Raw genomic sequence first — 23,768 nt, 5'->3', positions numbered from 1 at the left:
GCGACGATTAGGACGAAACTTATTCGTAGAAGATATACAGTAAATACATTTTCGACCCACAATTTTCTACCAGAATCCATCCTCGATCTACGCATTCGACTTCGCTCCCTTGAGCAACAGAAGCAACATCTTCGTCGCCTTGTTCGCCGTGATGCTGTGCGACAGGTTCGCAGCCATGTGAACGAACGTGCCCGCTGATGCCTGGATCGTCTCGTCACCCAAGGTCACCGTGGCGTCGCCATCGAGAAACTGCAGGATCGCGGGAACCGCGGCGGTGTGTTCGGACAGTTCTTGCCCGGCATCGAAGCCGAACAGAACCACTTTCAGTCCGTCGTCCTGGTGCAGAGTCTTGCTAATCGTTCCGCCAGTTTGGATTTCGACTTCGGTGGTAAGGTCGAGGAAGGTTTTGGCTTGGTCGCTCATGATACCGCCTTCAATACGTTCTCAAATTCTTGGTTGTCGTAGCAACGCATCGTCTGGGTACGCACGTTGCCGTCTTTGGCCAGTTTGATCAGCAAAGCAGAGCCGGTCGCTTCATCGGGCGTTTCAAACACCACACAGCCGTCGTACTGGCCAACGGTCCAAACTTGCGAGACCAGTTTGCCGCCAGCGTCACTGACGGACTTGCTAAAGTCTGATGCTCGTTGCACCGATTTGTCAACGTTTCGAGCGCCTTGGTCTGTGAATTGGATGAGGGTGAGGTAACGAATCATGATTGAGTTCTCTAGAGTTGGGAGGAATTAGGATTTCTGGCCGACCATCGTGACGGCGCAAAGGTGATCTTCATAACGACGGAAAACGCGACGCATCGCGTGAACGCGTTTTCGTGCGGCGGGTGTTCGCAATACGTTGAAAGCGATCCGAGCGGTGCCGAAGAAACCTTCATCGGCCAGGACACGTCGTGGTTTCAATAAGTGCATCGGAGCGGTCACACAGGTCGATGAATCGACATGCAACCCGGCCGCTTCGAGCGTTTGACGCCAATCCGAAACGGTTAGCGGACGGGCACCGACGTGGATCGCTTCGGAGACATTCTTCATGATCGCGTCCTTGAGGGATTCATCGCTGTCGTCGGGCATCAAGCCGAGTTCGTGAATGGCGTAGCGGCCGCCGGGACGCAAAATTCGCCAGGCCTCTTCGGCGATGGCTTGTTTCTGACTTTCGACTTGCATCGTCAACATCGCTTCGCCGTAGACCACGTCGGCCGACTCGCTCGGCAAGCCCGTTTGTGCTGCGTTGCCTTGGACGCAGCGATCACGCGGATCGGACACCAATGCTTGCACCTGGGCCGCCGCGTCGGGATCACGTTCGACGGCGATGTACGCCGCCGGTCGCTTCGCCAGGGTAATGCGAGCCGTCGTGCCCAATCCCGGTGCGAGTTCGACGACCGTGTCGGAGGATGAAATCATCAATGAATCAAGCATCCGCCGGGTCAGTTCGATACCGCCGGGGCGCAGGACTCGCTTGCCCAGGCGCGCCAGCAGCCAATGCCCAGGCATCTTGGATGCGTCGAGTTTCTCGCCCGGCATCGCGGGGGTAGAATTTGATTGTGAAACAGCGTTCGGATGAGTGGCCATGGACATCGTTTCAACCTTTGCCTTGTTCGAGCCCAATCGCTTTGGGAAACAATACGTTGTTCTCTTTGTGGATGTGTTGATGCATGTCGCGTTCGAGTTGCGCCAGTGAATCGAGCATCGCACGGTACGTGTTGCACGCCCATTCGGGCGGCGTGTAACCGTCGGTGGACTCATTCAATACAGTCAGTGCGTTGCCGGCTTGGTCATGCTCATGTTCCATCTGACGGATCGGGTTGGCGACGCTGCCACAGTGGTTCTCTTGCCGCTCGGCCGACGCTTCCAATTGGCGCACGATCGGAAAAAGGATCTTCTCCTCTTTCATCATGTGCGGCTCGAGTTCGGCTTTCAGGGCGACGAATGCCTCACGCATCTTGAACAGCCGCCGGTCCTTGTCGCCGTGGACTCGCGAAACCTTCTCGGTCATGAAATCGAGCCGAGGCAACTCTTCACGCAGATAGGCGTGGTGAGTCGTTTCGATATGATCGGCCAGCTCGGTCAATCCCATCGCATCGACGTCCACAAGCGTGTCGATGTCGGCTTGAGCGTCGTTTTGAGTGATCGCCAGCAGCACTTCATCGACTTCGATGCCGCGTTTTTCGCAAGCACGGTTCAGCGACACTTTGCCGCCGCAGCAGTAGTCGATCTTGAGCGACTCAAAGACACGAGCGCGAGTGGGTTTCTGGCGAACGAAGTCTCCGACGGATTGTTCAGGGTCGAGGGTGAGCATGGTTGAGATTCCTTCAGGATGTGGTTTGGTGAAAGGATTGGAAGTAGAGAACGGATTAGGCAAGGACAGCTTCGCGATCCTCTTCAGGCTGTTCGGTGTCTGTGCGGTCGAAGTCGGTTGCTTCGTTCTCCGGCGGGTCAAAGCCATCGGGTTCCTTCGAGAACGAGTGTCCGGTCCAAAGTCCGAAGATGAACCAGACGAGCGCGACGGCACCAAGGAAGAAGATTGTGTCGCCGGGAACTCGCATCCACCTGAGCGTTTGCATCAGCTCTGTTTGCATGAATTCACTGCTGCGAGCAAACCAATACCCGTGTTCGACCGACGCTTTGGTTTGCAGCAGACCAACCGGCAACAGGCTTAGGACACACATGGCCATCAGCCCGACATTCATGCCCCAGAACCCGAGCTTGAGCGCTCCGTCTTTCCACGGCCGTCCGGGCAGCAGCACTCGCATGCACATCAGCATCAGTCCGATACCCAACATGCCGTACACTCCGAACAATGCCGCGTGTCCGTGCAACGGTGTCGTGTTGAGCCCTTGCATATAATACAGTGCGATCGGCGGGTTGATCATGAATCCGAACAAGCCGGCTCCGATCATGTTCCAAAACGCGACGGCGACAAAAAAGTAGATCGGCCACTTGTAACGCTGTACCCACGGCGACGCTTTGCTTCGCCTGAGATCGTCGGTCGCGTCGAATCCGAGCAACACGAGCGGCACGACTTCCAGTGCACTGAATACCGATCCCCACGCGAGCGCCACCGTGGGCGTGCCGGAGAAATACAGGTGGTGGCACGTTCCGATGATTCCGCCAGCCAGAAAGATGGTCGCCGATAGCAGTGCCGCAGCGGCAGCCAATCCGGGACGCACCAATCCGAGTCGCATGAAGACGAATGCGATCACAGTGGTCGCGAACACTTCAAAGAAACCTTCGACCCACAGGTGGACCACCCACCATCGCCAATACTCGACCATCGACAAGTGACCATGCTGGCCCCATGTCAAACCAGCTCCGTAGAACAACGCGATCGCTCCCGTTGCCACGGCGAGCAGCGTCACCAAATGGCGTTGCGAGTTGGCTTCGCTGGTCGTCTCCTCTTGCTTTCTTGTCAGTGCCGGCCAAAGCACTCGCAGCATCAGCACTAGCCACAACAGCAGTCCCGTCATTAAGGCGATTTGCCAAACCCGCCCCAGTTCGACGTACTCGTAACCTTGGTGACCAAGGTAGAACGAGACCGTGTCGCTCATGTAGTTCTTGACGCTCAACCATTCGCCGGTCAGCGAACCGACGACGACCAGCAACAAAGCAGCGAACAGAACATTGACGCCTAAACGCTGGAACTTTGGTTCGTGGTTACTGACCAGCGGGCCGATGAACAACCCCGCTGCCAGCCAAGCGGTCGCGATCCAGAACAACCCGATTTGCACGTGCCAGGTTCGCGAAACACTGTAAGGCAAGTACTCGGCCAGCGGAAATCCGTAGAATCCTTCACCTTCGACGCCGTAGTGGGCGGTGATGATCCCGAGCGTCATCTGCGCGAAGATCAACGCGGCCACAACCCAGAAGTACTTCATCGTGGCTTTCTGCGAGGGCGTCGCTTGCCACCGCGCCAACGGATCGCTGGCCGCGATGCCTTCGGGTTTTTCCTCTTCTTCGCGACGAGCCGCGTACCACCACGCCATCGCAGCGATCCCGCCTAGCAGCATGATGACACTGACGCCGGTCCACATCACGTTGTCACCGGTGGGGCGGTTTCCGACCAGTGGTTCGTGAGGCCAGTTGTTCGTGTAGCTGGCGATGTCATTGGGGCGATCGGTCGCCGCCGCCCACGATGTCCAGAATACGAACGCCGAGAACTTTCGCAATCGCTCTTCGCTACTGATTGAGCCGGCCGGAATGGCGTAGTCCGCGTTGCCGTCGATGAACACCGTTCGGTAATGATCGACGCCTGCGTCAAATGCGGCGGCGCGAATCGGATCAATTGTGACCACGGCAGTCGATTCATCGTACGTGTTGGTACGCATCAAGTCCGTTAGCCGACCAGTTAACGTCGCTTGGTGTTCACCGGAGAGCGAATCGAATGGCTCGCCAAATTCCTTGTTGGCCCACTGATCAAGAATGAACATCGACTCGCGGTGCAACCAATCGGCGGTCCAGTCCGGTGCGACGTAGCTCCCGTGTCCCCAGATCGAACCGACTTGCATACCGCCCAGCGATTGCCAAACGTTTTGGCCCTCGCCGACTTCGCCACTGTCGATCAGCGTCACGCCATCAGTCGTGACATACTTTTCAGGGATCGGTGGTTTCTCTTGATAGATGCGAGTCCCAATCCAGCCAAGGATGAGGAACGAGACGATCATCACGGCCGCAAAGGCCATCCACAGACGTTTCATGGGAGGTGTCTCTTTTGAGCCCACGGCGCTAGCCGCGGATGTCGAGTATGAACCGGGGAGTGTGGAACCCGCGGCTGGCGCCGTCGGCTAACAGCGTGTTCGAGGAATCCTGCGCTACGCATTGACCAATTCTTCCTTCGGACCAAAGAATTCGTAGCGTGTGCGATGTTCGTCCACGCCCAGTTCTTGCAAACAAGCGTGCATGCTTTGCATGAACGGTTTGGGACCGCAAAAGTAGAAGTCCGCTTCGGAATACGGCGTCCAATCGCGCAACAAGTCCGTCGTGACGAATCCAGTGCCGTCGCACTTGCCGTCTTCGACATCGCCCGGAAGCGGTGCGTCGTAAATGACTTTGGTGCGAACGTTCGATCCGGCTTGTGACAAGTTGCCGAGTTCGTCAGCGAACGCTTGCACGTTGCTGTTGCGAGCGGCTTGAATGAAGTAAACCTGCGCATCGGGATTGGCGTGAATGATCGACTTGGCCATCGACAACAGCGGCGTAACCCCGATGCCACCGGCGATCAACACGACCGGTTTGGCAACCTCATTGGGATCAACAGTGAACTCGCCACATGGTGGGCCGAGTTGGATCTTATGGCCTTCTTCGATTGCGTCGTGTAAGTGGTTGCTGATCAAGCCGTCTGGCGCGTCAGCGGCGAGTCGTTCTTCGCGTTTGACGCTGATGCGGTAGTGAGGTTGGCTGGCACAGTCCGACAGGCTGTAGTTACGTGGTGACGTTGGAGTGTGCGGGTGGTCGATGTGGACCGTGATGTACTGGCCAGGTTTGAAAGATGGCAGCGGTCCTTCGTCTTCGGGCTTGAGATAGAACGATGTGACGATGTCGCTTTCAGGAACCTTCTTGGCGACAACAAAGGTTCGCGTTCCGTTCCATCCGCCTGGTGCTGACGCTTGTTCTTCGTAGATCGCACCTTCGCGACCGATGAAGATGTCGGCGAGGAATCCATACGCTTCGCCGACCGCTTCGACGATCTCGGGCGTGGCGGCGTCACCCATCACGTCGCCGATCGCACCGAGCAGGTTTTCACCAACGATCGGATAGTGCTCGGCCTTGATACCCAATGACACGTGCTTCTGTGCGATCAACTCGACCGCCGGCATCAGCACGGCGGGATTGTCGATGTGAGTGAAGTAGGCACAGATCGCACCAGCGAGTGCTTTTTGTTGACCACCGGTGTGCTGGTGGGCCTGGTTAAAAAACGCCTTCACTTCCGGATTCGCCTCGAACATTCGTTCGTAAAAGCGACGCGTGATGGTTTCGGCGTTGGCAGCAACCAGCGGCGTGATCTCTTTGACAATCCGGATTGTTTTTTCGCTCAGCATGTGTGTCGGTTTCAGGTTGGGTGGGGTGGGGCAGGTGGGAAACTCGCTAAAACACAGGGAAAAAGAGAATGTGCACCAAAAGATACACGTTTAAACCTGCATGTCAAGGTGTATGTTTAGGCGGGTCAGAAAAATCCCGTTCGCTTGATAAGGATGCTTTCAAGAACAAGTGAATACGCGTTGCGTGCACTCACTTGTTTGGCAGAACGGTCGGCGTGCAGCCAAACGCCATCGCCCGCTGAAGAAGTCGCTCACATCACTCAAGTGCTCCGTCGCTATGGACGTTGACGCAGAGTCACGAGAGACGGAGAAACCCAGAGAAAGGGGAAGGAGGAGGTAAACGCGAAGTCGCCGTCGGCGCTGGCTTGTTCTCCGCATTGAAATCGTCCCGCAACCTCCGCGTCCCCGTGGCTCCCCGCTTCTGCGTCAATTTTTCGTTCAACCGCTGGGTAGCCGATTGCGAATGATTTTGGTGGTGGGGTCGCCAGGCATGATCGTATCGCACCACGTTTCGTTCTCGAAAACGTAACGCACCTGAATCGCGATGGCTTCTTTGGCGGCGAAGGATGCGTGGGCTTCGGCAAGCGTGACGGTGGCATCCGTCTGGGGTGATTTCATTTGCACATGCTGGACATCGGCACCATCACGCAGATCATCGAACAACTGCAACACCTGATCCGCCGACCATTCGGCTTGCAGGATTTCGGGAAGCGGCTCGTTGTTTTCCAGATACTCAAGGCTGAGCTTTTCAGGGGTCATACGTGAGGTCTTCCGGGACGGGAGAAGGCGGGCATGAGAAGAATCGCGTTTTCGGGTGCGGGGCAGACGTAGCGGCAGACTCCGCAGCCGGTGCAGGTGTCCTCATTGATGGTCGGCTTTCCGTCGGCGACGGTGATCGCCCCTTCGACGGGACAACGTTCGCCGCACACGGTGCAGGTGGTGTTGTGATGAGCTAAACACAAGTGCTCGGTGACGCGGGCGGTTCCCATGACTGGTGGGATCGACTCGACCAGCACGCCGGGTTTGCAAGAGGCGATGCACGGGAAGTCTTCGCACATCATGCATGCGGATGTGTCTGCTTGGATGATCGGCGTGCTGGCGATATTGCCGAGTCGATCGGGGGCTTTGAAAATGGCGTCGTAGGGACATGCCGTGATGCAGTCGCCACATCGGGTGCAACCGATTAAGAACTGAAATTCGTCGATCGCACCGGGCGGACGATGCACGGGCAACGAACGCGCGACGGACTTCTTCCCAAGGTCGGTCGCGGGCACCGGGTCGATATTGATGCCGCCGATGCTGCGGGGGGATTCTGCTGGTGGTTCTTCCGTTTGTGGCTTGGGCAGCCGGGTCACCAGCGGCGGAAAACGGTCACGCGGCAGGAGTCGCCAAAGACGACCTTGCAGAAGATCGCGTCGGCTTTGGTTGGTACGGGCGGGACGCAAGAGGAACGCTGACGCAGAGACGGGTAGACGGAGAGTCGCAGAGAAGAGTCGTTTCAACCTGTGCAACAATGAATTCATGGATCTCAATTTCGATTCTGCATGAAGACTTGCGACAGGTAAGACAGGCTTCCAGCCTGTCTCAGCGAATTGACAGGCTGGAAGCCTATCGCACGACTGCTAATTGGCGACCACGTCCAACGGCGGCAACATTGGGACCGAATCCGGGCTGAACATTTCGGCCTCAGGCATTTGGTCCAGGGTTGCCGATGGGGCGTGACACTGGGTGCAGTTGGTTCGCCATGGGTGTGTCGATTCCATGCCAGCCCATCCGTGCGGGCCGCCGTGACACGCGTTGCAATTCTCTCGCATCCACCGCGAGTGCGGAATCGTCGGCGGTGCGCCGGGATACGCTCGTTTGCCTTCCTTGGGGGCCGGCAGGCCGACGAAACTTGATTCGACGGACGTGTCCGCATCTTGGAATGGTGCCGGCGGCATCGGAGCGTGGCACTGAACGCAGTTGCCAAGGAACTCGTGCGACATCACGCTGGCTTTCAGGCCTGCCATCTTCACGCCGTTTCCATGACATGCGTAGCAAGCCGCATCGGTCGTGTTCTCAACCGGGTGCGGGATGATCGGTGGAGCACCGTTGAAGGCGCGACGCGACGACCGCAGTTTGCTGGACGCTTCCTTTTCAGCTTCGCTCGGTTCAATCTTGGTGTAGAGATCATACTCCGGTTGCGGCAACGCTTGGCCTTTTAGACTCCACGTCGCTGTCGGTCCCATCGCGGTCTGCGAGACCTCGGCGTAGGAGACCGCAGGGATCAACTTGGGGTCCGATTCAATTTCGGCTTGGTCGAACTTTGCGACCAATGCGGATTCGTCCAGCCCATCAGGCTTCGGAACGCCATCACTAATTCCCACGAAGTAACCGATGAACGCGAACGCAATGACGCACGCGAAGAAGATCGGGGCAAGTCTTTTTAACATGACATTTTACCTCCGCGTTGATCCCTCTTTGCGTCTCTCCGACTTTCGCGACTCTGCGTCAACTTCTTTGGAAGTAAATTTGACGCGGAGGCGGGGAGACGCGGGGACGCAGGGGGCGAAGTTTGCAAGGTGCTCATGATTCGGCCTCGCTGAGCTTCTTCACCCGCGCGGCGCACTTCTTGTAGTCGGGCTGTTTTGAAATCGGACAGTGCTCGTCGAGCGTGACGTTGTTGATCAATTTTGTTTCGTCGAAGAACGGTACGAAGATGGTTCCACGCGGCGGACGGCCGCGACCGTCGATCCAAACGGGCAACTCGCAGGAGCCACGGCGTGACTCGACGATTACCTTCTCGCCTTGGCGAATGTTGGCGGCCTTGGCGTCTTCCATGTTCATTTCGACGTAGCCGGTCGGCATCGCTCGATTCAGTGGAGCCAATCGCCGCGTCATGCTGCCTGTGTGCCAGTGCTCCAGCACGCGTCCGGTGCAAAGCCACATCGGGTATTCGTCGTCGGGCATTTCCGGCGGCGGTTCATAGTCATGGAACCAGATTTGTGCCCGACCGTCTTTGGTCGAGGAGTGATAGAAGTCGAACTCCTCTCCTTCGGCGACAAACGGATCGTCAAAACCGGAGAACCTGAATTTCGTCTCCCGCCATGAACCGTCTTCTTGCTCGACGACTGGCCAACGCAGTCCGCGTGCTTTAACGTATTCATCGTACGGTGCGAGGTTCTTGTGCTTCATCGTCGTGAACTGGCGATATTCCTCGAACAGATGCTTGTCGACGTTGGTGTCGTAGTAGCGATCGAATTCCCAGATCGGGACTTCTTCGCCGGACTCGTCTTTGACGGCGAAGATAAATTCGCCGTCTTTGTCCTTCATGCCTTCGTGACCCATCTCGAACAACTTGTGAGCGATCGCGATCGTCATCCAAGTGTCATCACGAGCATCGCCCGGCGGATCGACCATCTTGAACCACTGCTGCGTGCGGCGTTCGCTGTTGCCGTATATCCCATTCTTTTCGACCCACATCGCGGCGGGCAGAATCAAATCGGCAAGCTCGGTGGTCGGCGTCGGGTAGACATCACTGACGATCAAGAATTTGTCAGCGAGGTTTTTCTTGTCGTTGAACAGCTTATTCAAGTTGGGCAGCGTCTGACCGGGATTGGTCACTTGCACGAACATCGTCGTGATGTCGCCACCTTCGTCGGTTGGTATCGTGAATTGGTCAAACATTTTGACCGTGTGATAACCCGGTGTCGCGTTGATGCGGCCTTCGGGAATGTTCCAAAACCCTTCGCATTGCTGACGATGCTCGGGATTGGCGACGATGCGTCCGCCGGGCAACGCATGAGCCAACGTTCCGACTTCGCGAACGGTTCCGCAGGCCGATGGTTGCCCCGTTAAGCTGGTCGGCGAATCGCCGGGTTTGCCGAAGTGGCCTGACAGCAGATGCACCCCGTGAACCAAGGTGTTGATCGCCGTGCCCATCGTGTGCTGATTCATCCCCATGCACCACAGGCTGGTGATCTTGACGTCATCGTCGCCGAACAGATCGCCGAGCATTCGGATTTGTTCGACCGACAAACCCGACAATTCGGAAACTCGCTCGGGCGTGTACTCGGCGATGCGTTTGCGAAACTCATCTTCGCTGATCGCTTCGCCGAACAGTGTCTTGCCGGATTCGGGGTGAGCGCGGAAGTTGCAATGCTTCTCGACGAACGACTTGTCATAGGTGCCGTTTTCGATCAGCAAGTGCATAATCCCCAGCGCGATCGGAACGTCGCCGTGGGAATCCATCTCCAGATAGTCGTTGGCCGCGTCAGTCGTGCGGGTCCGACGGGTTCCGATGTCGATGATGCGAACGTTCTCACCCCGCGACCGGCGATCGGTCACGCGTGAAAACAGGACCGGGTGCATTTCGGCGGGGTTGTTACCCCACGTGATAAGCACGTCGCACTCATCGAGGTCTTGATAACAACCGGCCGGTTCATCGACGCCGTACGTTCCTAGGAATCCCGTGACCGCCGACGCCATACACAACCGAGCGTTGGGGTCGATGTGATTGTTGCTCAGTCCGCCCTTCATGAACTTTTGCGCGGCGTAGCCTTCGGGAATCGTCCACTGGCCGCTGCCGTAGAACGCAAAAGTCTCCGGCGAATCGAAGATCCGCTTGGCGATGATCTTGATCGCTTCGTCCCACTCGATCGGTTTCAAGCTGCCATCTTCTTGGCGAAGCAGCGGCTCGGTCAAGCGGTCTTTGCCGTACAGGATGCCGCCGACGTGATAGCCTTTGACGCAAAGAAGACCTTTGTTGACATCGGCCGCTTTATCGCCAGCCACCGCCACGACGCGGCCGTCTTCCACGCCGACTTGCACATGGCAACCGGTTCCGCAAAAGCGACACGGTGCTTTGTTCCACGACATGCCTTCGCCGGTTGGCAAATCGTCGACGGCTTGGTCAGCCTGAACCACCGGCAGCGATCCGCCGGTCACCAAAGAACCGGCCGCGGCGAGTGCGGAAGCTTTCAACAGTTGACGACGGTCGTGGCTTAACGTCTGCATGGATTGGCTCATGGGTTTTCGTCCTTGTCCTCATCAAAAGCGACCATTGCGATCGCCAAATCGGTTACGTTTGGTAATTGTTGGACCGCATCCCAAACGTTCCGGTCCTGTGTTTTAGAAACGGTATCGACGACGATTGCAAGCTTATTGTCTCGCACTTGACCTAGATCAACTTCCGGCATTGCCCGCAGCGTTTCGACCGCCTCGGTACATTGCTCCACCGGTGAATCGAAAGTCACGACGAGTCCGCTGATTGGCATCAGGCTTGCGATGTACAGGACTTAGAAAAACGGGCGAAGCGAATCCAAAAACGGGGTTTCGCTAACGTGCACCCAAGTGTATACATTGTCGGTAAGCAGCGGAACCGTGTTTTGGACAAAAAGAGATGCTTCGACCGACAAATCTGATCTTTGCCGCAACGTCAATTCTGGTCGTTTTCATGATCGCGGTTGTTGTGTCAAAGCGTGCCGGGCAAGATGGCTTGGCACCAGTTGCGGAAGACATCCGTAGTGGAACTCGTCAAGAGCTTCGGCCCGCCGCGGACACAGGCTCGTCGAAAGCCTCGACCACTTCCGCAACTACCAGAACACACCCAGTCATCATCCGTCAGCCCGACGGGCCGCCGCGAGTCAAGCTGACCGGCTTCGACCCGCAAGGGCGCAGCGGTGAAGTCGCCTGCTCGACCTGTCACAGCGTTCGCCAACCCAATCTTGAAAACAAGACGCCCGAAACGCTCGACGAGTTTCACCAAGGATTGGTTGTCAACCACGGCAAGCTCGCCTGTTACGCCTGCCACAACCCTGAAGATTCCGATTCGTTGAAATTGGCCGACGGAACCAAAGTCGCTTATCAAGACGTCATGACGATGTGTTCGCAGTGTCACGGCCCGCAAGCGACCGCGTTCGCCCATGGTGCTCACGGAGGCATGAATGGACACTGGGATTTGACTCGCGGACCGCAAATGAAGAACAACTGCGTTGATTGCCACGATCCGCACTCACCGGCCTACCCCAAGATGATGGTCGGCTTTAAACCGAAAGATCGCTTCAACGCACCGCGTGCCGACCACCACGACCACGAAGGAGCGGAATCGCATGACGACCACTGAAACACCGCAGAAGCCATCACTTCCGATCGTCGAAAACTTCACGCGACGGGCCGCCGTTAAAGGCGCGTTCGCGACACTGGGTGCTGGCGCGTTCGTTGCCGCAATCTCGCCGCTGCGGCAAGCCGCCAGGAATTCGTCGGCCGCCGAGTTCATGCAGACGCATTACAGCGAATTGTCGCCGGAACAAAAGGCCGACGTGATCGCTCGCTTGGAAGCCGAAGCGAAAGAGAAATACGACGCCGACGTGACGATCGCCGATGATCGACCAATTCCCGGCACGAAGTTCGTGTACGCGATCAACCTGAGCGTGTGCAACGGCAACGGCAAATGCGTCGAAGCTTGTCACAAGGAAAACAACCACGACCGCGACACGAATCAGTCGTACATCCGTGTGATCGAAATGCCCAAGGGCACGATGGACATGGAAAAGGGCTCCACCACCTACACCGGAGCGGTCCCGAAGGACGACAAGTTCTACCTGCCCGTGCAGTGCCAGCAATGCGACGAGCCGCCGTGCGTCGACGTTTGTCCGGTTAAGGCCACGTGGAAGGAAGAAGATGGCATTGTCGTGGTCGATTACAACTGGTGCATCGGATGCCGGTACTGCGAAGCGGCGTGCCCCTACCACGCGCGGCGTTTCAATTGGAAGAAGCCCGAGGTGCCGGCCAAGGAAGTCAATCCCGACCAAAGCTACCTGAGCAACCGTATCCGTCCGGTCGGCGTCGTCGAAAAGTGCACGTACTGCTTGCACCGAACGCGACGCGGCAAGTTGCCCGCGTGCTTGGAAGCATGCCCCACTGGTGCTCGAGTCTTCGGCAACATCCTCGACCCAAAATCCAACATCCGCTGGATCCTCGAGAACAAACGCGTGTACATCCTTAAAGAAGAACTCGGCACGAAGCCAGCTTTCTTCTATTACTTCGATTAGAGGGGAGAAGAAGTTGACGCAGAGTCGCGAGAGGCGGGGAGACGCAGAGAAGAAGATGGGAAGGGAAAACGCAGAGTCGCAGTTGAGTTCAATCCCTATCTAGTTTTTTGATTTGTTCTCTGCGTTGGAACGATCCCACAACTCTGCGTCCCCGCGTCTCCCCGCCTCTGCGTCAATTTTTTCCGAAACGAACCATGAGCAGCATCATCACACCGAGCGAATCTGAATCGCACGTCACAAGCTACCCGAAGTTCATCGGGCGATCGTTATGGTTGGCAACCGAAGGTTCGTTCGCGTTTTACGCATGGATGACGATGCTGACCGCGTTGTTCTTGGTCGGCGCGAACGCTTGGGCCAACCAAGTCGCCGGCGGCATGATCGGCACCAACATGACCGATCAGGTTTCGTGGGGACTGTACATCGCCAACTTTACGTTCATGGTCGGATTGGCGGCCGGTGGAGTGATGATGGTGATCCCGGCGTACCTGTATCATGACCGCAAGATGCACGACGTCGTCATCATCGGCGAACTGTTGGCGATCGCCGCTATCGTGATGTGCTTGCTGTTCGTCGTCGCTGACCTCGGTCGTCCCGATCGGTTCTGGCACATGCTGCCCATCATCGGCAAATTCAACTGGCCGATCTCGATGTTGACGTGGGATGTGATTGTGCTGAACGGCTACCTGCTGTTGAACCTACACATCTGCGGCTATCTGCTTTACATGCGGTTCCTCGGTCGCAAGCCCAATCCGACGTGGTACATCCCGTTCGTGATGCTTTCAATCGTTTGGGCGATCTCGATCCACACCGTCACCGCGTTCTTGTACTGCGGCCTCGGCGGGCGACCGTTCTGGAATACGGCCCTGCTCGCGCCGCGTTTCCTCGCGTCCGCCTTCGTTTCCGGTCCGGCGTTCATCATCGTATCGATGGTGCTGATCAAACGACTGACCGGCGTCGGCGGCCTCGATCAACCGATCGCGACGCTGACCAAAATCATCCGAGTCACGATCCTGGTCAACCTGCTGATGGTTGCCTCGGAACTATTCACTGAGTTCTACACCGGCGGATCGCATGTCAGCGCCGCGAAATACTTGTTCTTCGGTTTGCACGGCAAGACCGCACTTGTGCCATGGACATGGACCGCGATCGGACTGAATGTCACCGCGGCGCTGCTTTTCCTGTGGCCGGGACTGCTGCGATTTCGCTGGCGACCTTTACTGGTGACCGCTTGCGTGATGGCATTCGTCGGTGCGTGGATCGAAAAAGGCATGGGCCTGATCATCCCCGGCTTTGTCCCCAGCACGCTGCACGAGATCGTCGAATACGTCCCCAGCCAACTCGAATGGAAAGTCACCGTCGGCATCTGGGCTTTTGGCCTGATGGTCTTCACGATCGCCATCAAAACCGCACTGCCAACCCTTAAGCATCCGGCCGAGCACTCGCGATAGCATCGGCGGAAGACGCTTCCGTGCTACTCGCCATCGAGCGGGGCGGTGAAGAAATCGAATTCGCACTGCATCGCGTATCGGTAGGCGTCCCGTATCGAGACGGTGTCCGATGCCACTTCATCGAGCAGACCTTCGAGTCCGTTGCAAAGCTGTGCAAATTCATCACTTGCGTATCTCGTGATCCAATCGCGGTACGGGTGATCGTCATGAACCTTCGACATCAATGACGTTCCAAGATGCCTGTAAAGGGTCATGCAAGGAATGTTCCGTCTCGAATCGTGTCGAGGAACTTGGCATGGGTTCCCTCTCGCCATCGGTTTCCCGCTTCGACGACAAACGAGGATTCCTCGATCGACTTCAATGACGGAATGTCCGTCAATGCATTAGTATTCTTGGCAGTCCGTTGTTGGCTTTTGTTCAAGCGTTGCGTGTCATCCAGATCGCCGACGCAACGGTGCCGACAACTAAGGTCCAGCCAACGCGTTTAAGTTGCTTGGCGTGGGGAGGATCCACCATGAGATACCAAGACATCACCAGCATTGGGAAGGTGACGATCGGAAGCTGCATTGCCCTGTACGTCAACAAGACGACCAATAGCGTCAATCCTCCAAGGGACCACCAATGCAACCATCGTGCTTGCCGCTTTTGGGTTGCAATGACCCCCCGAACCGCCATCGTCGTGGCAGCGAAGCCGATCAGCCAAGTGCTCCAAGCTTCTAAGGTCAAGGCAAGCGGTGCTTTCCCAGCAAGCATGATTGGCACACACGGGACCGACAAACCGACAACCCCAAAGAGCTGACCGCCGAGTGTTTTGTGTTTGCCCACGATCGCCAAAGCAAAGCTGGCGGTTGCCAGCACGCCGCAGAGTACCAATGACCATCGGACCGAGGCGGAGCCCATCGCGATCGCGACGGTGCCACAAGCAACGGTGATGGACACCAAAACCGCGAGTCGTCGGGATGCCGCCGGCGTGGTTCGTTGGGCACGCGAACCGCGGTGACCGAGCGTGACAAGCAACGGTTCATGAGCCAAAAAACCCGTCACGGCGGCGACGGCCACGCACACCCCGGCAACCGTCGGGCCAGCGATCACAAGGGCGGTGATAATCGGGATCCCGACAATCGCGTACGCCCCGTGTTCCTTGGGTTTCAGCTTGGTCGCCGGCGTAGCTTGTGAGGTCGTGTTTTGAATCGTGGCGGTTCTCGTGATTATCGTTAAAAATTTGACGCGGAGTCGCGAGAGGAGAGAGCCGCAGGGAAGATCGGGGCAACGCGAAGAAACGAGATTGTCTTGCTCAGCGTCCCAGTGTCTGTCGACGTCTATTCCGCCGCCGCGACCGTCTCGTCTTCCGGCTTGGCGTCTAAGTCCAGCTTGTAGCACACCGCGATCGCTTGGCGGGCGTAGTCCGCGGACTCGCCCAGGATGCGGGCGGCTTCCTGGCGAGCGTGGAAACCCTTGCTGTTTTCGCTGGCGATGTAATCGAGTCGCCACATCGCCTTACGTTGCAGCTTGCGAATCGGTGCTAGTTGTTCTTCCGTCGCGCCGGCTTTCTGCACTTCGATGATCGCGTCGAACATGTCCACGTTCGCCGCGGCGGCCCGGTCGATCAACGCCCGCGTTCGATCCTGGATCAGGTCGACGCGGTCTTTGATCTCTTGCTCGGGAATGTTATGACAGGTTTGGCAGGCCTTGTTGATGTTCATCATCGGGCTGCGAACCCAGTGGCTACTGACCTTCGTCGCCCCCTTCTTCTCGTATGGCATGTGGCAATCGCTGCAACTGACACCCGACCGAGCATGAATGCCCTGGCTCCACAATTCGAACTCGGGGTGCTGAGCCTTGTATACCTTCGTGCCGGTCTCTTTGTGGACGTAGTCGTAGAACTCACCACCCTCGCTTCCGTCTTCGCCATCCGGAAACACGGTCGCGTCCCACTCGGCTTCGAGCTCTTCCATCTTCAGGCCGTTGCTCCACGGAAACGTCAGCGTCATCTTGTTCGCGCAGTAGTATTCGACATGACACTGTCCGCACACGAACGAACGCATTTCCTGACGCGTCGCCATCGTGTTCGGGTCGTAGTCGCCCTTGCTGCCGGCCGCTCGCCACTCGCCAATGCTGGGCAAGTGCGGCACCGGATCATCGCTCTTGGCCAGCTTGTCGATGCCCAAAATAAAACCCGGCCGGGTGACGCGAATTTCCATCGTGTCGGGATCGTGACAATCGACACACGAAACCGGATGCGCCCCGCCCATGTGCGGATCACCCGACGCAACGTCAAAACCGTCGGCGGTCTTTTCGACTTCGGCGTGGACTTCTTCGTATGTCTTTTGGCTGACCGCTTTGAAGCCCGCCATGACCGCTTCTATGTTAAAGTCTTCGGCCAGCACCGCCGGTGTGGCGTCTTCGCCCATCTCTTCCAAACCGATGCGGCGATAGGTCGGGATGATTGAAGCGTGGCAATGCAAACAGGCACCGGCTTGTTGTACGTCGGTGACACGCTTGGTGACTTCTTGGTCGGAAAGCATGTGAGCATGGCCACGGGCTTCGCGGTAGTCGATACTGAACGCGTATCCGGCGAACAATCGCTTCAACCACGGATGCTCTTTCAGCTTACTGGGCGGCAGCGCGTGATTGCCACCGAAGTCCGTGTACGGATCGTTGACGGTTTTTAGATAGTCTTCGTACTGCTGCGGAAAGTTCAGTCCCCACGGTTTCGGGTCGCTACTGACCTCGGTCACCTCGACCACTTTGGTGAAAGGTGCGCGGGCTTCCTGCTTCCGTTCAAAAATGTTGACCAGCAGAGCCACCAAGCCGACGGTTGCAACTGCGGTCAACAGCGTCAACATGGCCAGCCATCCGAAGCCGCGTTTCATTTCGTTCGCCATGATTGAGAGTTCAAGGGTGAAAGGTGAATGAAGTTTGATGAGTGAATATCGAAGGCAGAAAAACTCAGCGTCCGGCGTGGCCGACGTCTCCGTGGCAATGCACGCAATTGGTCATGTCTGATCCAGTGTTGGCCGGCAGCAGGTTGTGCACGAAGTTCTTGTGACAATCGACGCAGGTGCTTTGCGTCACCCGTCGGTTGCGTGGTTTGATCTGGATCGGATCGTCATATCCGCCCAACGTAAACGCCAACGAGTGGAAGAACCCGTTGTCGGCTTTGGTCACCCACTTCCCGATCGGGTCATGCGGCAGATGACAATCGTTGCAAACCGCGACGTGGTGGTGACTGCTCTGTTGCCACGAATCCATGTGATCCTGCATCACGTGGCAGTTCACGCACGTCTGCGGATTGTTGCTTAGGTAGCTGGCCCCTTTGCCGTACCCAAACGTGAACATCCCCACGCCAGCGAGCACCCCAAGCGTCATCGCAAACACGATCGCGCCCTTGCCGAAACGCGGCTTCGCTTGCGGTGACGCTGGGTCTGATGTCGCTGGTCCTGATCCTTCGTCAGGTTCCGGTCGGTTCGTGTGGGACGTATCCTTCGTCACTGTGTGATTCCATATCAACGTGCGAGCACTTTCTCAATATTAAAGCCATTTCAGGCTGCCTTTCAAGCGACTTGATGTAGGTCAAGTCGCGGCTGTCTATGTCCGAACAAAAACCTTCTAGCGAATCAGACCGCATCGCCAACGATCAGCCGCTGGAACGTGTGATCCTCGGCTGTCCCCTATTTGCGGGGCTCGGGCCTGCGAATATCCGGTCGCTTGCCTTGGCCGCCAGAATTCAAGACTTTGCAGCGGGCGAATTGATCTTTAGGCAAGGCGAGCAATGTGCTGGCGTTTACATTGTCGAAACCGGAGTGGTGCGGGTTTATTGCCGGGGCGGTGGAGGACAAGAGCACGTGCTTCATCTTTGCGGCCCCGGTCAATCGTTCGCGGAGGTCGCCGTGTTCGCTGATTTTGACCTGCCCGCCAATGCGGCAAGCGTCGAGGCCACGCGTTGTCTCTTCATTCCCGCTGAGATCATTCAAGACCAGATCGCCACCAATCACGACTTTTGTCGCCAGATGCTTGCCAGCATGGCGTTCTGGACCCGGCACTTCACTGATTTACTCAGCGACATCGTCCTGCGAGATGCATCGGACCGCATTCTCAGTTATCTGCAATCTTTACCCCGCGACGCCACCGGCATCGTCGACCTGCCCGGTCCCAAAAAACACATCGCCAACCACCTTGATTTAACGAGCGAAACGTTCTCGCGAACGCTCCGCAGTCTCGCCGACCGTGGCCATATTGAGATCACCTCCGGCCGCGGCATCCGCATAATCAATACGTAGCGTTCGGTGCTTGGCGGTGCATGCGTTTCAGCAGGGCCTATGATTAAGCGACGTATCCTTCGGCACCGTCGAATCACACAAGAAATCGTTTAGGGATACCTGCAGTCGATCATGAACCATCCATTCTCGCCCGGAGACCCAAAATCAGGCCCAAGCCCATTACCCAGGTAACGGTGGTGCCAAAGAAACGAAGAACGCGTCTGGCAAACGCCCTCATCCGCAGACACCCCGAAACACGGGGCAAGAACGAAAAAAGGCCGACACGGAAACCATGTCGACCTTTTATTCACTTCAGGGTCGGAAACGACTTTGATCGTTCCGAGAATTTGCGGGCTTCGGATCTGAACTGACGACTGTGATGTTAAGTGACTCAGTGATCATTTGTTTCGATGAGCGGACCATCGGAACGGGGGTAGCTGCGTATCGGATTCCGAGTCGCAGACAACCTTTTCTTTGCTGAACTTGATTGCAGGGTGATCGCTTCGTCGCGAATCGGCAGCATTTAATCGCGGGGTGAATGACAGCGGCGTTCCACCGCGTCTTTGTGATAGCTCTCGCTGTTAACCGAGAGGCGACTTGTCTTTCTCTCAGAACTAAACGACCTCCGGTTAACACCACGCTGTTAACCGGCCGTTCCAAATTTCGCGAGTGTCACACCCGCAAAAGGCATTGACCGAACCGGACGGATTTGCTGTAATGTGTTGGTAGACAAAGTGTTAGCTGTTTGCCCAAACCGAGACTCTTTCCGGAGAGCGTTGGGTTCGGGGAGCTAAACTGAAAATCCTGGAATTCTCAGACTGACCACTTAGCGCCCGCTGGCCAGCATCGGCTCGCGGGCGTTTTGCGTTGTGCCCCGCGTTTCGCGGCACTCTGGCCAACCACGCCCGTCCTGTCAAAAAAGTGGGCCGGTCGTTTCGGATCGGTTTTTGGCGAGCTAAAGTGGCATGTAGCAGTCGGCAATTCGGCCGAACCACTGGGCGAAAGCGAATCAAGCTTGGTCAAGCCGACGGTTTTTCGACCGACTGCGCAGCAGCGAACGCCGATCAAACTGATCTTTTTCAATCTGGTTAGACAATCAGAAGGTCAAGCCGCCCGGCTGTACGACTTCAGCAGTCCGCCGAGTCGCTTGTCGACGACGATCTCGCCTTTATCTGGCGGCGGATGTTCGAACTTCATGATCCGCTCGTTATCGAGTCCCTGGTGCGGTCGTTCGTCGTGATAGTGTTCCAAAAAGATTGCGGTGGCTTTATCGAGCATCGACTTGCCGAAGAAGATCATCTGCCGAGCCAACTCTCGCTTGTACGTGCCGATAAACCGCTCCATGTGAGCGTTTAAGTTTGGTGAACGCGGCGGCAGGACATGAGGCTTCACTTCTTTGTTTTCTAGCTTTGCCCGGAATGCTTTGCTGAACTTTGTATCGCGATCCATCAGTACGATCGTCGGGTGATTTTCGCCGCCGAAGATGCCGTCATCTGCCGTCACCCGATCGACCGCTTCGAGCATCCAGGCTTCATCGGGATGTTCGGTACTGCCAAGGCACTGCACCTTCCGCGTTCCGATCTGCATCGCGAACAGCAAGTAGATCGTCCGCAGTCCTTTTGGCGTCCAAACATCGACCGTCGTGAAGTCAATCGCCCCAAGGCAATCGAGGTGGGCGGCCAGGAACTCCGACCATGACGTGCCATCTTTGCGTGTCGGTTGCGGCTCGATGCCGTTGCTCTTCAAGACGTTTTGAACGGTGGTGTCCGAAACGATCACGCTCAGTTTGCGAAGTTCACCTTGTATACGATCGCACCCCCAAGTCGAATTTTCGTTGGCCAACCGAACGATCAGCGCTTCGGTGTCGACGGAGATCTTCGGTCGACCGGACTTTCCGCTACCGGGATACGTGTGTTTCTCGGCAACCAGTCGTCGATGCCAACGCAGCAGCGTGTCCGGTGTGAACAGCGTCTTGATCTGCCGAAGGCGTTTCCGCCCCAGCACCTTGCCTTTGACAGCGAGTCGTCGACGCTGATCGTCGTCCAGCAGAATTCGTTTGCCGCCGACCTTCTCTCGAAGGATCGCATTCTCGGTGACGAGGTAGTCGATGACTTCCTGTTGCTGTTTGCCAATCCACCCTGCCATGCACCACAGGACGAACAGCCAGGGCTGAAAAATGAATGGAGATTGATTCGGCATGTTCGCATGTAAGGAGCACGGGTGGTACGGTGGCAAGCCAAGGACGATAATTTGAATGGTATCGCCGACAACATTGCCTCTTTCTCGATCTCCCCATGTCAATTGGCATCGACCCGCTCGTCGACTTCGCCGCCAAGCGGGTGCTCGGCAGTCCGGAACATTCGTCGATCACGCTGCACTTCCTGAACGCGGTGCTCGGGTTTGCCGACCGAATCGTCGATGTGACGATTTTGAACCCGATTAACCTGAAGGACTTCGACGTCGACAAATTGTCGATCCTGGACATCAAAGCGACCGACAGAGTGGGCCGGAGATACAACATCGAAGTCCAAACGACCCGGCCGTTGGGCCTGCCGAAGCGGTTGACGTACTACGCGGCCAAGCAATTGATCGAGCAACTTGGCGAAGGCGACCAGTACGCCGATCTGAACCCGTCGATCAGCATCTGCTTGCTCGATTCGGTCATGTTCCGCTATGAACCGGGCCTGCAGCACGCGTTCGGACTTCGCACCGTCGGCGGGTTATCGCTGACCAATTGCTTGCAGGTCCACGTTTTCGAACTTCCCAAGTACGCCATCCCAAGCGATAATCAAGTCATCGTCGACCCGGTCGAGCAGTGGTTGTACTTTTTCCGTCGTGCAGCCGACTGCACTCCCGAAGAACTGGCCGACCGCCTCCCCGACCCGGTATTCGCTGAAGCCACAGGAGTTTTGCAAATGATCGCCCGAAACCCTGAAGAACGACAGCACTACGACGATCGGCTTAAAGCCGAACGCGATGAGTGGGCAAGGACCGAACAGGCGAAGATCGAAGGGTTTGCGGAAGGCAGACGAGAAGAGCGTCTTCGCACAGTCAAAATGCTTCGTGACATTGTCGGCGAGAGCGATCCGTCGGACTCGGATCTAGCGGGGCTTTCGCTCGATCAGTTGGGGCAACTTGAAACCACCTACCAGCAGCGACTTCGCGACCGAACCTGACTCGATTCGTGTCGCTCTGTGAACCAGCAAGTCACTTTGTCCCATGCGAAAGAAGAAATAGCACTCTGGTTAACACATCGGTGTGAACCGGCTCACAAAAAGTTCGCGACCGTTGGGATCGCAAAAGGCATTGACCGAACCGGACGGATTTGCTGTAATCCTATTCAGTACCATGGGTTATGCAGATCCCCAAACCGAGACTTGTTCCGCAAAGCGTTGGGAGCGGGGAGCTTTTTGAAAAACTACGGAACGAAGTACCGTCCAGTTAACGCCCGTAAGGCCCAATCCGGCCCGCGGGCGTTTCTCGTTCTTGCCCCGATTTTCGCGGTGTCACGCGACTTCTCCCGGGCCGGCTACCTCTCGCGCGTCCGCGATCTGTCATCTCTGAGACAAGCGTGAAACCTAAGATCGCGCTCGAATCCCCGCCGAGACCGCCAAAACATCTCACTCTCTCTGTATCACGAGCCCAACCGGGTTAACGCCCGATCTCTCTTCGATGCACCGGGCCAACCTGCTCGCCGGTGTTCCCGCAAACCTCTCCCGAATCCAGTCAAGAGATTGAGAGAGACTGCGCGAGGTATCGAGTTCATTACGCCGATGTGGGGACATCTCTGAGATAGACCTTGGCAAGAGAGAGATCTCAGAGAGAGCCGATTTTGACCTCCATTGTGATTCCCTGTGGTTGAACCACCTCGTTCGTCACGGTGTCTTGGCCGGCATGAAGATCATATCAATTCAACCCGAGCTGATTCGGGAGATTCCATTCCTGAATGCTGGCCGAGGGCCGGGCGGTTTCTACAGGGACTCGCTGCCGGTGCACCGTGGATTTGTGGATGCGCTACCTGAGGGAATATCCGCGATCATCGCCACTGCTGATCTGCAAGGACGCGAGACTTTCGAATCGGCTAGCGGCAAACCACTTAGTCTGCTCGGTGAAGTCCTGCCGGCGATCCTTGCCCGTGAGATCCTTCCAAATCTCGGCCTCGCCGACGGGAGGATTGGCGTGCTCCTGGCAGGCGACTTCTACACGGTTCCCGCACTCGACAAGCGTGGCGGATCCGGTGACGTATCTTCCGTATGGCAGGCGTTTGCCGACGAGTTCGATTGGATCGTTGGCGTCGCCGGAAACCACGACCTGTTCGGCGACGCAGCAACTCGTCCCCGATTTACCGCCCCAGTTCATTTTCTCGACAACGACACAGTCACCATCGATGAACTGCCGATCGCAGGGCTGAGTGGCATCCCGGGCAATCCAAGGCGCCCATGGCGTCGGTCAGAAGAGGATTTCGTTGAAGCACTGGAAGGACTGCTATGCGAATCGCCGGGAATATTGGTCATGCACGAAGGACCGGATGCACCTGAATTCGGTTTCCGCGGTTCGCCTAGAATGCGAGAAGCAATCGAGCGTTCGGAGCCAACGCTTATTGTTCGAGGGCACGCTCATTGGAATGAACCTCTCGCAGAACTCTCAAACGGGACTCAGATACTCAACGTCGACGCGAGAGTCGTCATTCTCACGAGTGAAGCATCATGAAAGTCTATCTTGACGATGAAAGAGAAACACCGGCAGGTTGGACTCGGGTTTATTGGCCGGATGAAGCAATCGAACTATTGCGAACAGGTCAGGTGACCGAGCTCAGCCTCGACCACGATCTTGGAGACGACAACCGCGGCACCGGTTACGATGTGGTCACATGGATCGAAGAGCAGGTTGCGACGAACAACTTCGTACCGCCCAAGATCAAAGTTCACTCCGCCAACATTTCTGCTCGCCAAAAAATGGAATAGGGAATCTCTTCAATCGAGCGACTCTC

Annotated in this window: 23 protein-coding genes; 7 read left to right on the top strand and 16 right to left on the bottom strand. The window is 56.8% G+C overall.

Going from position 1 to position 23,768, the window contains the following annotated elements:
- Positions 1–87: 87 nt before the first annotated feature.
- From Mal65_RS08045 to Mal65_RS07995, 11 genes are all read right to left on the bottom strand, one after another.
- Positions 88–423: a cupin domain-containing protein gene (locus Mal65_RS08045; RefSeq protein ID WP_145295743.1), complete on the bottom strand. Its 336-nt coding sequence runs from the start codon at positions 421–423 to the stop codon at positions 88–90.
- Positions 420–713: a GYD domain-containing protein gene (locus Mal65_RS08040; RefSeq protein ID WP_145295739.1), complete on the bottom strand. Its 294-nt coding sequence runs from the start codon at positions 711–713 to the stop codon at positions 420–422. The genes Mal65_RS08045 and Mal65_RS08040 overlap by 4 nt, the downstream gene beginning before the upstream one ends.
- A gap of 27 nt (positions 714–740) precedes the next feature.
- Positions 741–1,577: a class I SAM-dependent methyltransferase gene (locus Mal65_RS08035; RefSeq protein WP_145295736.1), complete on the bottom strand. Its 837-nt coding sequence runs from the start codon at positions 1,575–1,577 to the stop codon at positions 741–743.
- Between the two features lie 10 nt (positions 1,578–1,587).
- Positions 1,588–2,304 (bottom strand): iron-sulfur cluster repair di-iron protein, encoded by a 717-nt coding sequence (ric, locus tag Mal65_RS08030; RefSeq protein WP_145304776.1) that lies wholly within the window; start codon positions 2,302–2,304, stop codon positions 1,588–1,590.
- Positions 2,305–2,359: 55 nt separating this feature from the next.
- The gene (locus Mal65_RS08025; RefSeq protein WP_145295733.1) at positions 2,360–4,699 is read right to left on the bottom strand and encodes a nitric-oxide reductase large subunit; all 2,340 of its coding nucleotides are present in this window, start codon (positions 4,697–4,699) and stop codon (positions 2,360–2,362) included.
- A 114-nt stretch (positions 4,700–4,813) separates the two neighbouring features.
- Entirely contained in the window at positions 4,814–6,040 is a 1,227-nt protein-coding gene (gene hmpA, locus Mal65_RS08020; protein ID WP_145295731.1) for an NO-inducible flavohemoprotein, read from the bottom strand.
- A 438-nt stretch (positions 6,041–6,478) separates the two neighbouring features.
- Entirely contained in the window at positions 6,479–6,799 is a 321-nt protein-coding gene (locus Mal65_RS08015; protein ID WP_145295728.1) for a hypothetical protein, read from the bottom strand.
- Complete coding sequence (locus Mal65_RS08010; protein ID WP_231131320.1) at positions 6,796–7,395, bottom strand: 4Fe-4S dicluster domain-containing protein; 600 nt, start codon at positions 7,393–7,395, stop codon at positions 6,796–6,798. The genes Mal65_RS08015 and Mal65_RS08010 overlap by 4 nt, the downstream gene beginning before the upstream one ends.
- A gap of 267 nt (positions 7,396–7,662) precedes the next feature.
- Complete coding sequence (locus Mal65_RS08005) at positions 7,663–8,472, bottom strand: diheme cytochrome c precursor (RefSeq protein WP_145295723.1); 810 nt, start codon at positions 8,470–8,472, stop codon at positions 7,663–7,665.
- 133 nt (positions 8,473–8,605) lie between these two features.
- A complete protein-coding gene (locus tag Mal65_RS08000; RefSeq protein WP_196784678.1) occupies positions 8,606–11,047 on the bottom strand; it encodes a molybdopterin-dependent oxidoreductase in 2,442 nt (813 codons plus the stop codon).
- A complete protein-coding gene (locus Mal65_RS07995; RefSeq protein WP_196784677.1) occupies positions 11,044–11,274 on the bottom strand; it encodes a hypothetical protein in 231 nt (76 codons plus the stop codon). The genes Mal65_RS08000 and Mal65_RS07995 overlap by 4 nt, the downstream gene beginning before the upstream one ends.
- A 146-nt stretch (positions 11,275–11,420) precedes the next feature.
- On the opposite strand from Mal65_RS07995, the gene Mal65_RS07990 reads away from it, so the two are divergent.
- The 3 genes from Mal65_RS07990 (at position 11,421) to dsrP (ending at position 14,519) form a co-directional block, all read left to right on the top strand.
- Positions 11,421–12,143 carry a cytochrome c3 family protein gene (locus Mal65_RS07990; protein WP_145295719.1) on the top strand — a complete coding sequence of 241 codons (723 nt, stop codon included), beginning with the start codon at positions 11,421–11,423 and terminating at the stop codon, positions 12,141–12,143.
- Entirely contained in the window at positions 12,130–13,071 is a 942-nt protein-coding gene (locus tag Mal65_RS07985; protein WP_145295717.1) for a 4Fe-4S dicluster domain-containing protein, read from the top strand. Before Mal65_RS07990 ends, Mal65_RS07985 begins: the two co-directional genes overlap by 14 nt.
- A 194-nt stretch (positions 13,072–13,265) precedes the next feature.
- Complete coding sequence (gene dsrP, locus Mal65_RS07980) at positions 13,266–14,519, top strand: sulfate reduction electron transfer complex DsrMKJOP subunit DsrP (RefSeq protein ID WP_145295715.1); 1,254 nt, start codon at positions 13,266–13,268, stop codon at positions 14,517–14,519.
- A 23-nt stretch (positions 14,520–14,542) separates the two neighbouring features.
- Here the strand turns inward: dsrP and Mal65_RS07975 are convergent, their stop codons facing one another.
- The 4 genes from Mal65_RS07975 to nrfH all read right to left on the bottom strand — a co-directional run bounded on the left by Mal65_RS07975 (position 14,543) and on the right by nrfH (position 18,011).
- Positions 14,543–14,740: a TenA family protein gene (locus tag Mal65_RS07975; RefSeq protein ID WP_165701145.1), complete on the bottom strand. Its 198-nt coding sequence runs from the start codon at positions 14,738–14,740 to the stop codon at positions 14,543–14,545.
- A 196-nt stretch (positions 14,741–14,936) separates the two neighbouring features.
- Complete coding sequence (locus Mal65_RS07970; RefSeq protein ID WP_196784676.1) at positions 14,937–15,899, bottom strand: YwiC-like family protein; 963 nt, start codon at positions 15,897–15,899, stop codon at positions 14,937–14,939.
- Complete coding sequence (locus tag Mal65_RS07965) at positions 15,839–17,404, bottom strand: ammonia-forming cytochrome c nitrite reductase subunit c552 (RefSeq protein WP_145295711.1); 1,566 nt, start codon at positions 17,402–17,404, stop codon at positions 15,839–15,841. The genes Mal65_RS07970 and Mal65_RS07965 overlap by 61 nt, the downstream gene beginning before the upstream one ends.
- A 64-nt stretch (positions 17,405–17,468) precedes the next feature.
- On the bottom strand, positions 17,469–18,011 hold the full coding sequence (gene nrfH / locus Mal65_RS07960; protein WP_231131318.1) for a cytochrome c nitrite reductase small subunit: 543 nt from the start codon (positions 18,009–18,011) through the stop codon (positions 17,469–17,471).
- Positions 18,012–18,109: 98 nt separating this feature from the next.
- Between nrfH and Mal65_RS07955 the strand changes: the two genes are divergently transcribed.
- Positions 18,110–18,799 carry a Crp/Fnr family transcriptional regulator gene (locus Mal65_RS07955; RefSeq protein WP_145295709.1) on the top strand — a complete coding sequence of 230 codons (690 nt, stop codon included), beginning with the start codon at positions 18,110–18,112 and terminating at the stop codon, positions 18,797–18,799.
- Between the two features lie 1,083 nt (positions 18,800–19,882).
- Here Mal65_RS07955 and Mal65_RS07950 read toward each other — a convergent pair.
- Positions 19,883–20,977 (bottom strand): integrase core domain-containing protein, encoded by a 1,095-nt coding sequence (locus tag Mal65_RS07950; RefSeq protein ID WP_145295707.1) that lies wholly within the window; start codon positions 20,975–20,977, stop codon positions 19,883–19,885.
- Between the two features lie 95 nt (positions 20,978–21,072).
- Here Mal65_RS07950 and Mal65_RS07945 point away from each other — a divergent pair, with 95 nt between their 5' ends.
- The 3 genes from Mal65_RS07945 (at position 21,073) to Mal65_RS07935 (ending at position 23,742) form a co-directional block, all read left to right on the top strand.
- Positions 21,073–21,954: an Rpn family recombination-promoting nuclease/putative transposase gene (locus Mal65_RS07945; protein WP_145295705.1), complete on the top strand. Its 882-nt coding sequence runs from the start codon at positions 21,073–21,075 to the stop codon at positions 21,952–21,954.
- Between the two features lie 718 nt (positions 21,955–22,672).
- Positions 22,673–23,488, top strand: a complete 816-nt coding sequence (locus Mal65_RS07940; protein WP_145295703.1) for a metallophosphoesterase family protein — start codon at positions 22,673–22,675, stop codon at positions 23,486–23,488.
- A complete protein-coding gene (locus Mal65_RS07935) occupies positions 23,485–23,742 on the top strand; it encodes a cyclic-phosphate processing receiver domain-containing protein (RefSeq protein WP_145295701.1) in 258 nt (85 codons plus the stop codon). The genes Mal65_RS07940 and Mal65_RS07935 overlap by 4 nt, the downstream gene beginning before the upstream one ends.
- Positions 23,743–23,768 lie beyond the last annotated feature (26 nt).

The sequence above is a fragment of the Crateriforma conspicua genome, assembly GCF_007752935.1.
GTDB classification, from domain to species: Bacteria; Planctomycetota; Planctomycetia; order Pirellulales; family Pirellulaceae; genus Crateriforma; species Crateriforma conspicua.
The sequence above is the reverse complement of the archived record's forward strand: the minus strand, read 5'-3'. Positions and strand labels throughout refer to the sequence as shown.

Excerpts from the sequence above, each read along its gene's own strand:
- Mal65_RS08045 (WP_145295743.1), bottom strand. The coding sequence starts at position 423 with ATGAGCGACCAAGCCAAAACCTTCCTCGACCTTACCACCGAAGTCGAA.
- Mal65_RS08040 (WP_145295739.1), bottom strand. The coding sequence starts at position 713 with ATGATTCGTTACCTCACCCTCATCCAATTCACAGACCAAGGCGCTCGA.
- Mal65_RS08035 (WP_145295736.1), bottom strand. The coding sequence starts at position 1,577 with ATGGCCACTCATCCGAACGCTGTTTCACAATCAAATTCTACCCCCGCG.
- ric (WP_145304776.1), bottom strand. The coding sequence starts at position 2,304 with ATGCTCACCCTCGACCCTGAACAATCCGTCGGAGACTTCGTTCGCCAG.
- Mal65_RS08025 (WP_145295733.1), bottom strand. The coding sequence starts at position 4,699 with ATGAAACGTCTGTGGATGGCCTTTGCGGCCGTGATGATCGTCTCGTTC.
- hmpA (WP_145295731.1), bottom strand. The coding sequence starts at position 6,040 with ATGCTGAGCGAAAAAACAATCCGGATTGTCAAAGAGATCACGCCGCTG.
- Mal65_RS08015 (WP_145295728.1), bottom strand. The coding sequence starts at position 6,799 with ATGACCCCTGAAAAGCTCAGCCTTGAGTATCTGGAAAACAACGAGCCG.
- Mal65_RS08005 (WP_145295723.1), bottom strand. The coding sequence starts at position 8,472 with ATGTTAAAAAGACTTGCCCCGATCTTCTTCGCGTGCGTCATTGCGTTC.
- Mal65_RS08000 (WP_196784678.1), bottom strand. The coding sequence starts at position 11,047 with ATGAGCCAATCCATGCAGACGTTAAGCCACGACCGTCGTCAACTGTTG.
- Mal65_RS07990 (WP_145295719.1), top strand. The coding sequence starts at position 11,421 with ATGCTTCGACCGACAAATCTGATCTTTGCCGCAACGTCAATTCTGGTC.
- Mal65_RS07985 (WP_145295717.1), top strand. The coding sequence starts at position 12,130 with ATGACGACCACTGAAACACCGCAGAAGCCATCACTTCCGATCGTCGAA.
- dsrP (WP_145295715.1), top strand. The coding sequence starts at position 13,266 with ATGAGCAGCATCATCACACCGAGCGAATCTGAATCGCACGTCACAAGC.
- Mal65_RS07975 (WP_165701145.1), bottom strand. The coding sequence starts at position 14,740 with ATGTCGAAGGTTCATGACGATCACCCGTACCGCGATTGGATCACGAGA.
- Mal65_RS07965 (WP_145295711.1), bottom strand. The coding sequence starts at position 17,404 with ATGGCGAACGAAATGAAACGCGGCTTCGGATGGCTGGCCATGTTGACG.
- Mal65_RS07955 (WP_145295709.1), top strand. The coding sequence starts at position 18,110 with ATGTCCGAACAAAAACCTTCTAGCGAATCAGACCGCATCGCCAACGAT.
- Mal65_RS07950 (WP_145295707.1), bottom strand. The coding sequence starts at position 20,977 with ATGCCGAATCAATCTCCATTCATTTTTCAGCCCTGGCTGTTCGTCCTG.
- Mal65_RS07945 (WP_145295705.1), top strand. The coding sequence starts at position 21,073 with ATGTCAATTGGCATCGACCCGCTCGTCGACTTCGCCGCCAAGCGGGTG.
- Mal65_RS07940 (WP_145295703.1), top strand. The coding sequence starts at position 22,673 with ATGAAGATCATATCAATTCAACCCGAGCTGATTCGGGAGATTCCATTC.
- Mal65_RS07935 (WP_145295701.1), top strand. The coding sequence starts at position 23,485 with ATGAAAGTCTATCTTGACGATGAAAGAGAAACACCGGCAGGTTGGACT.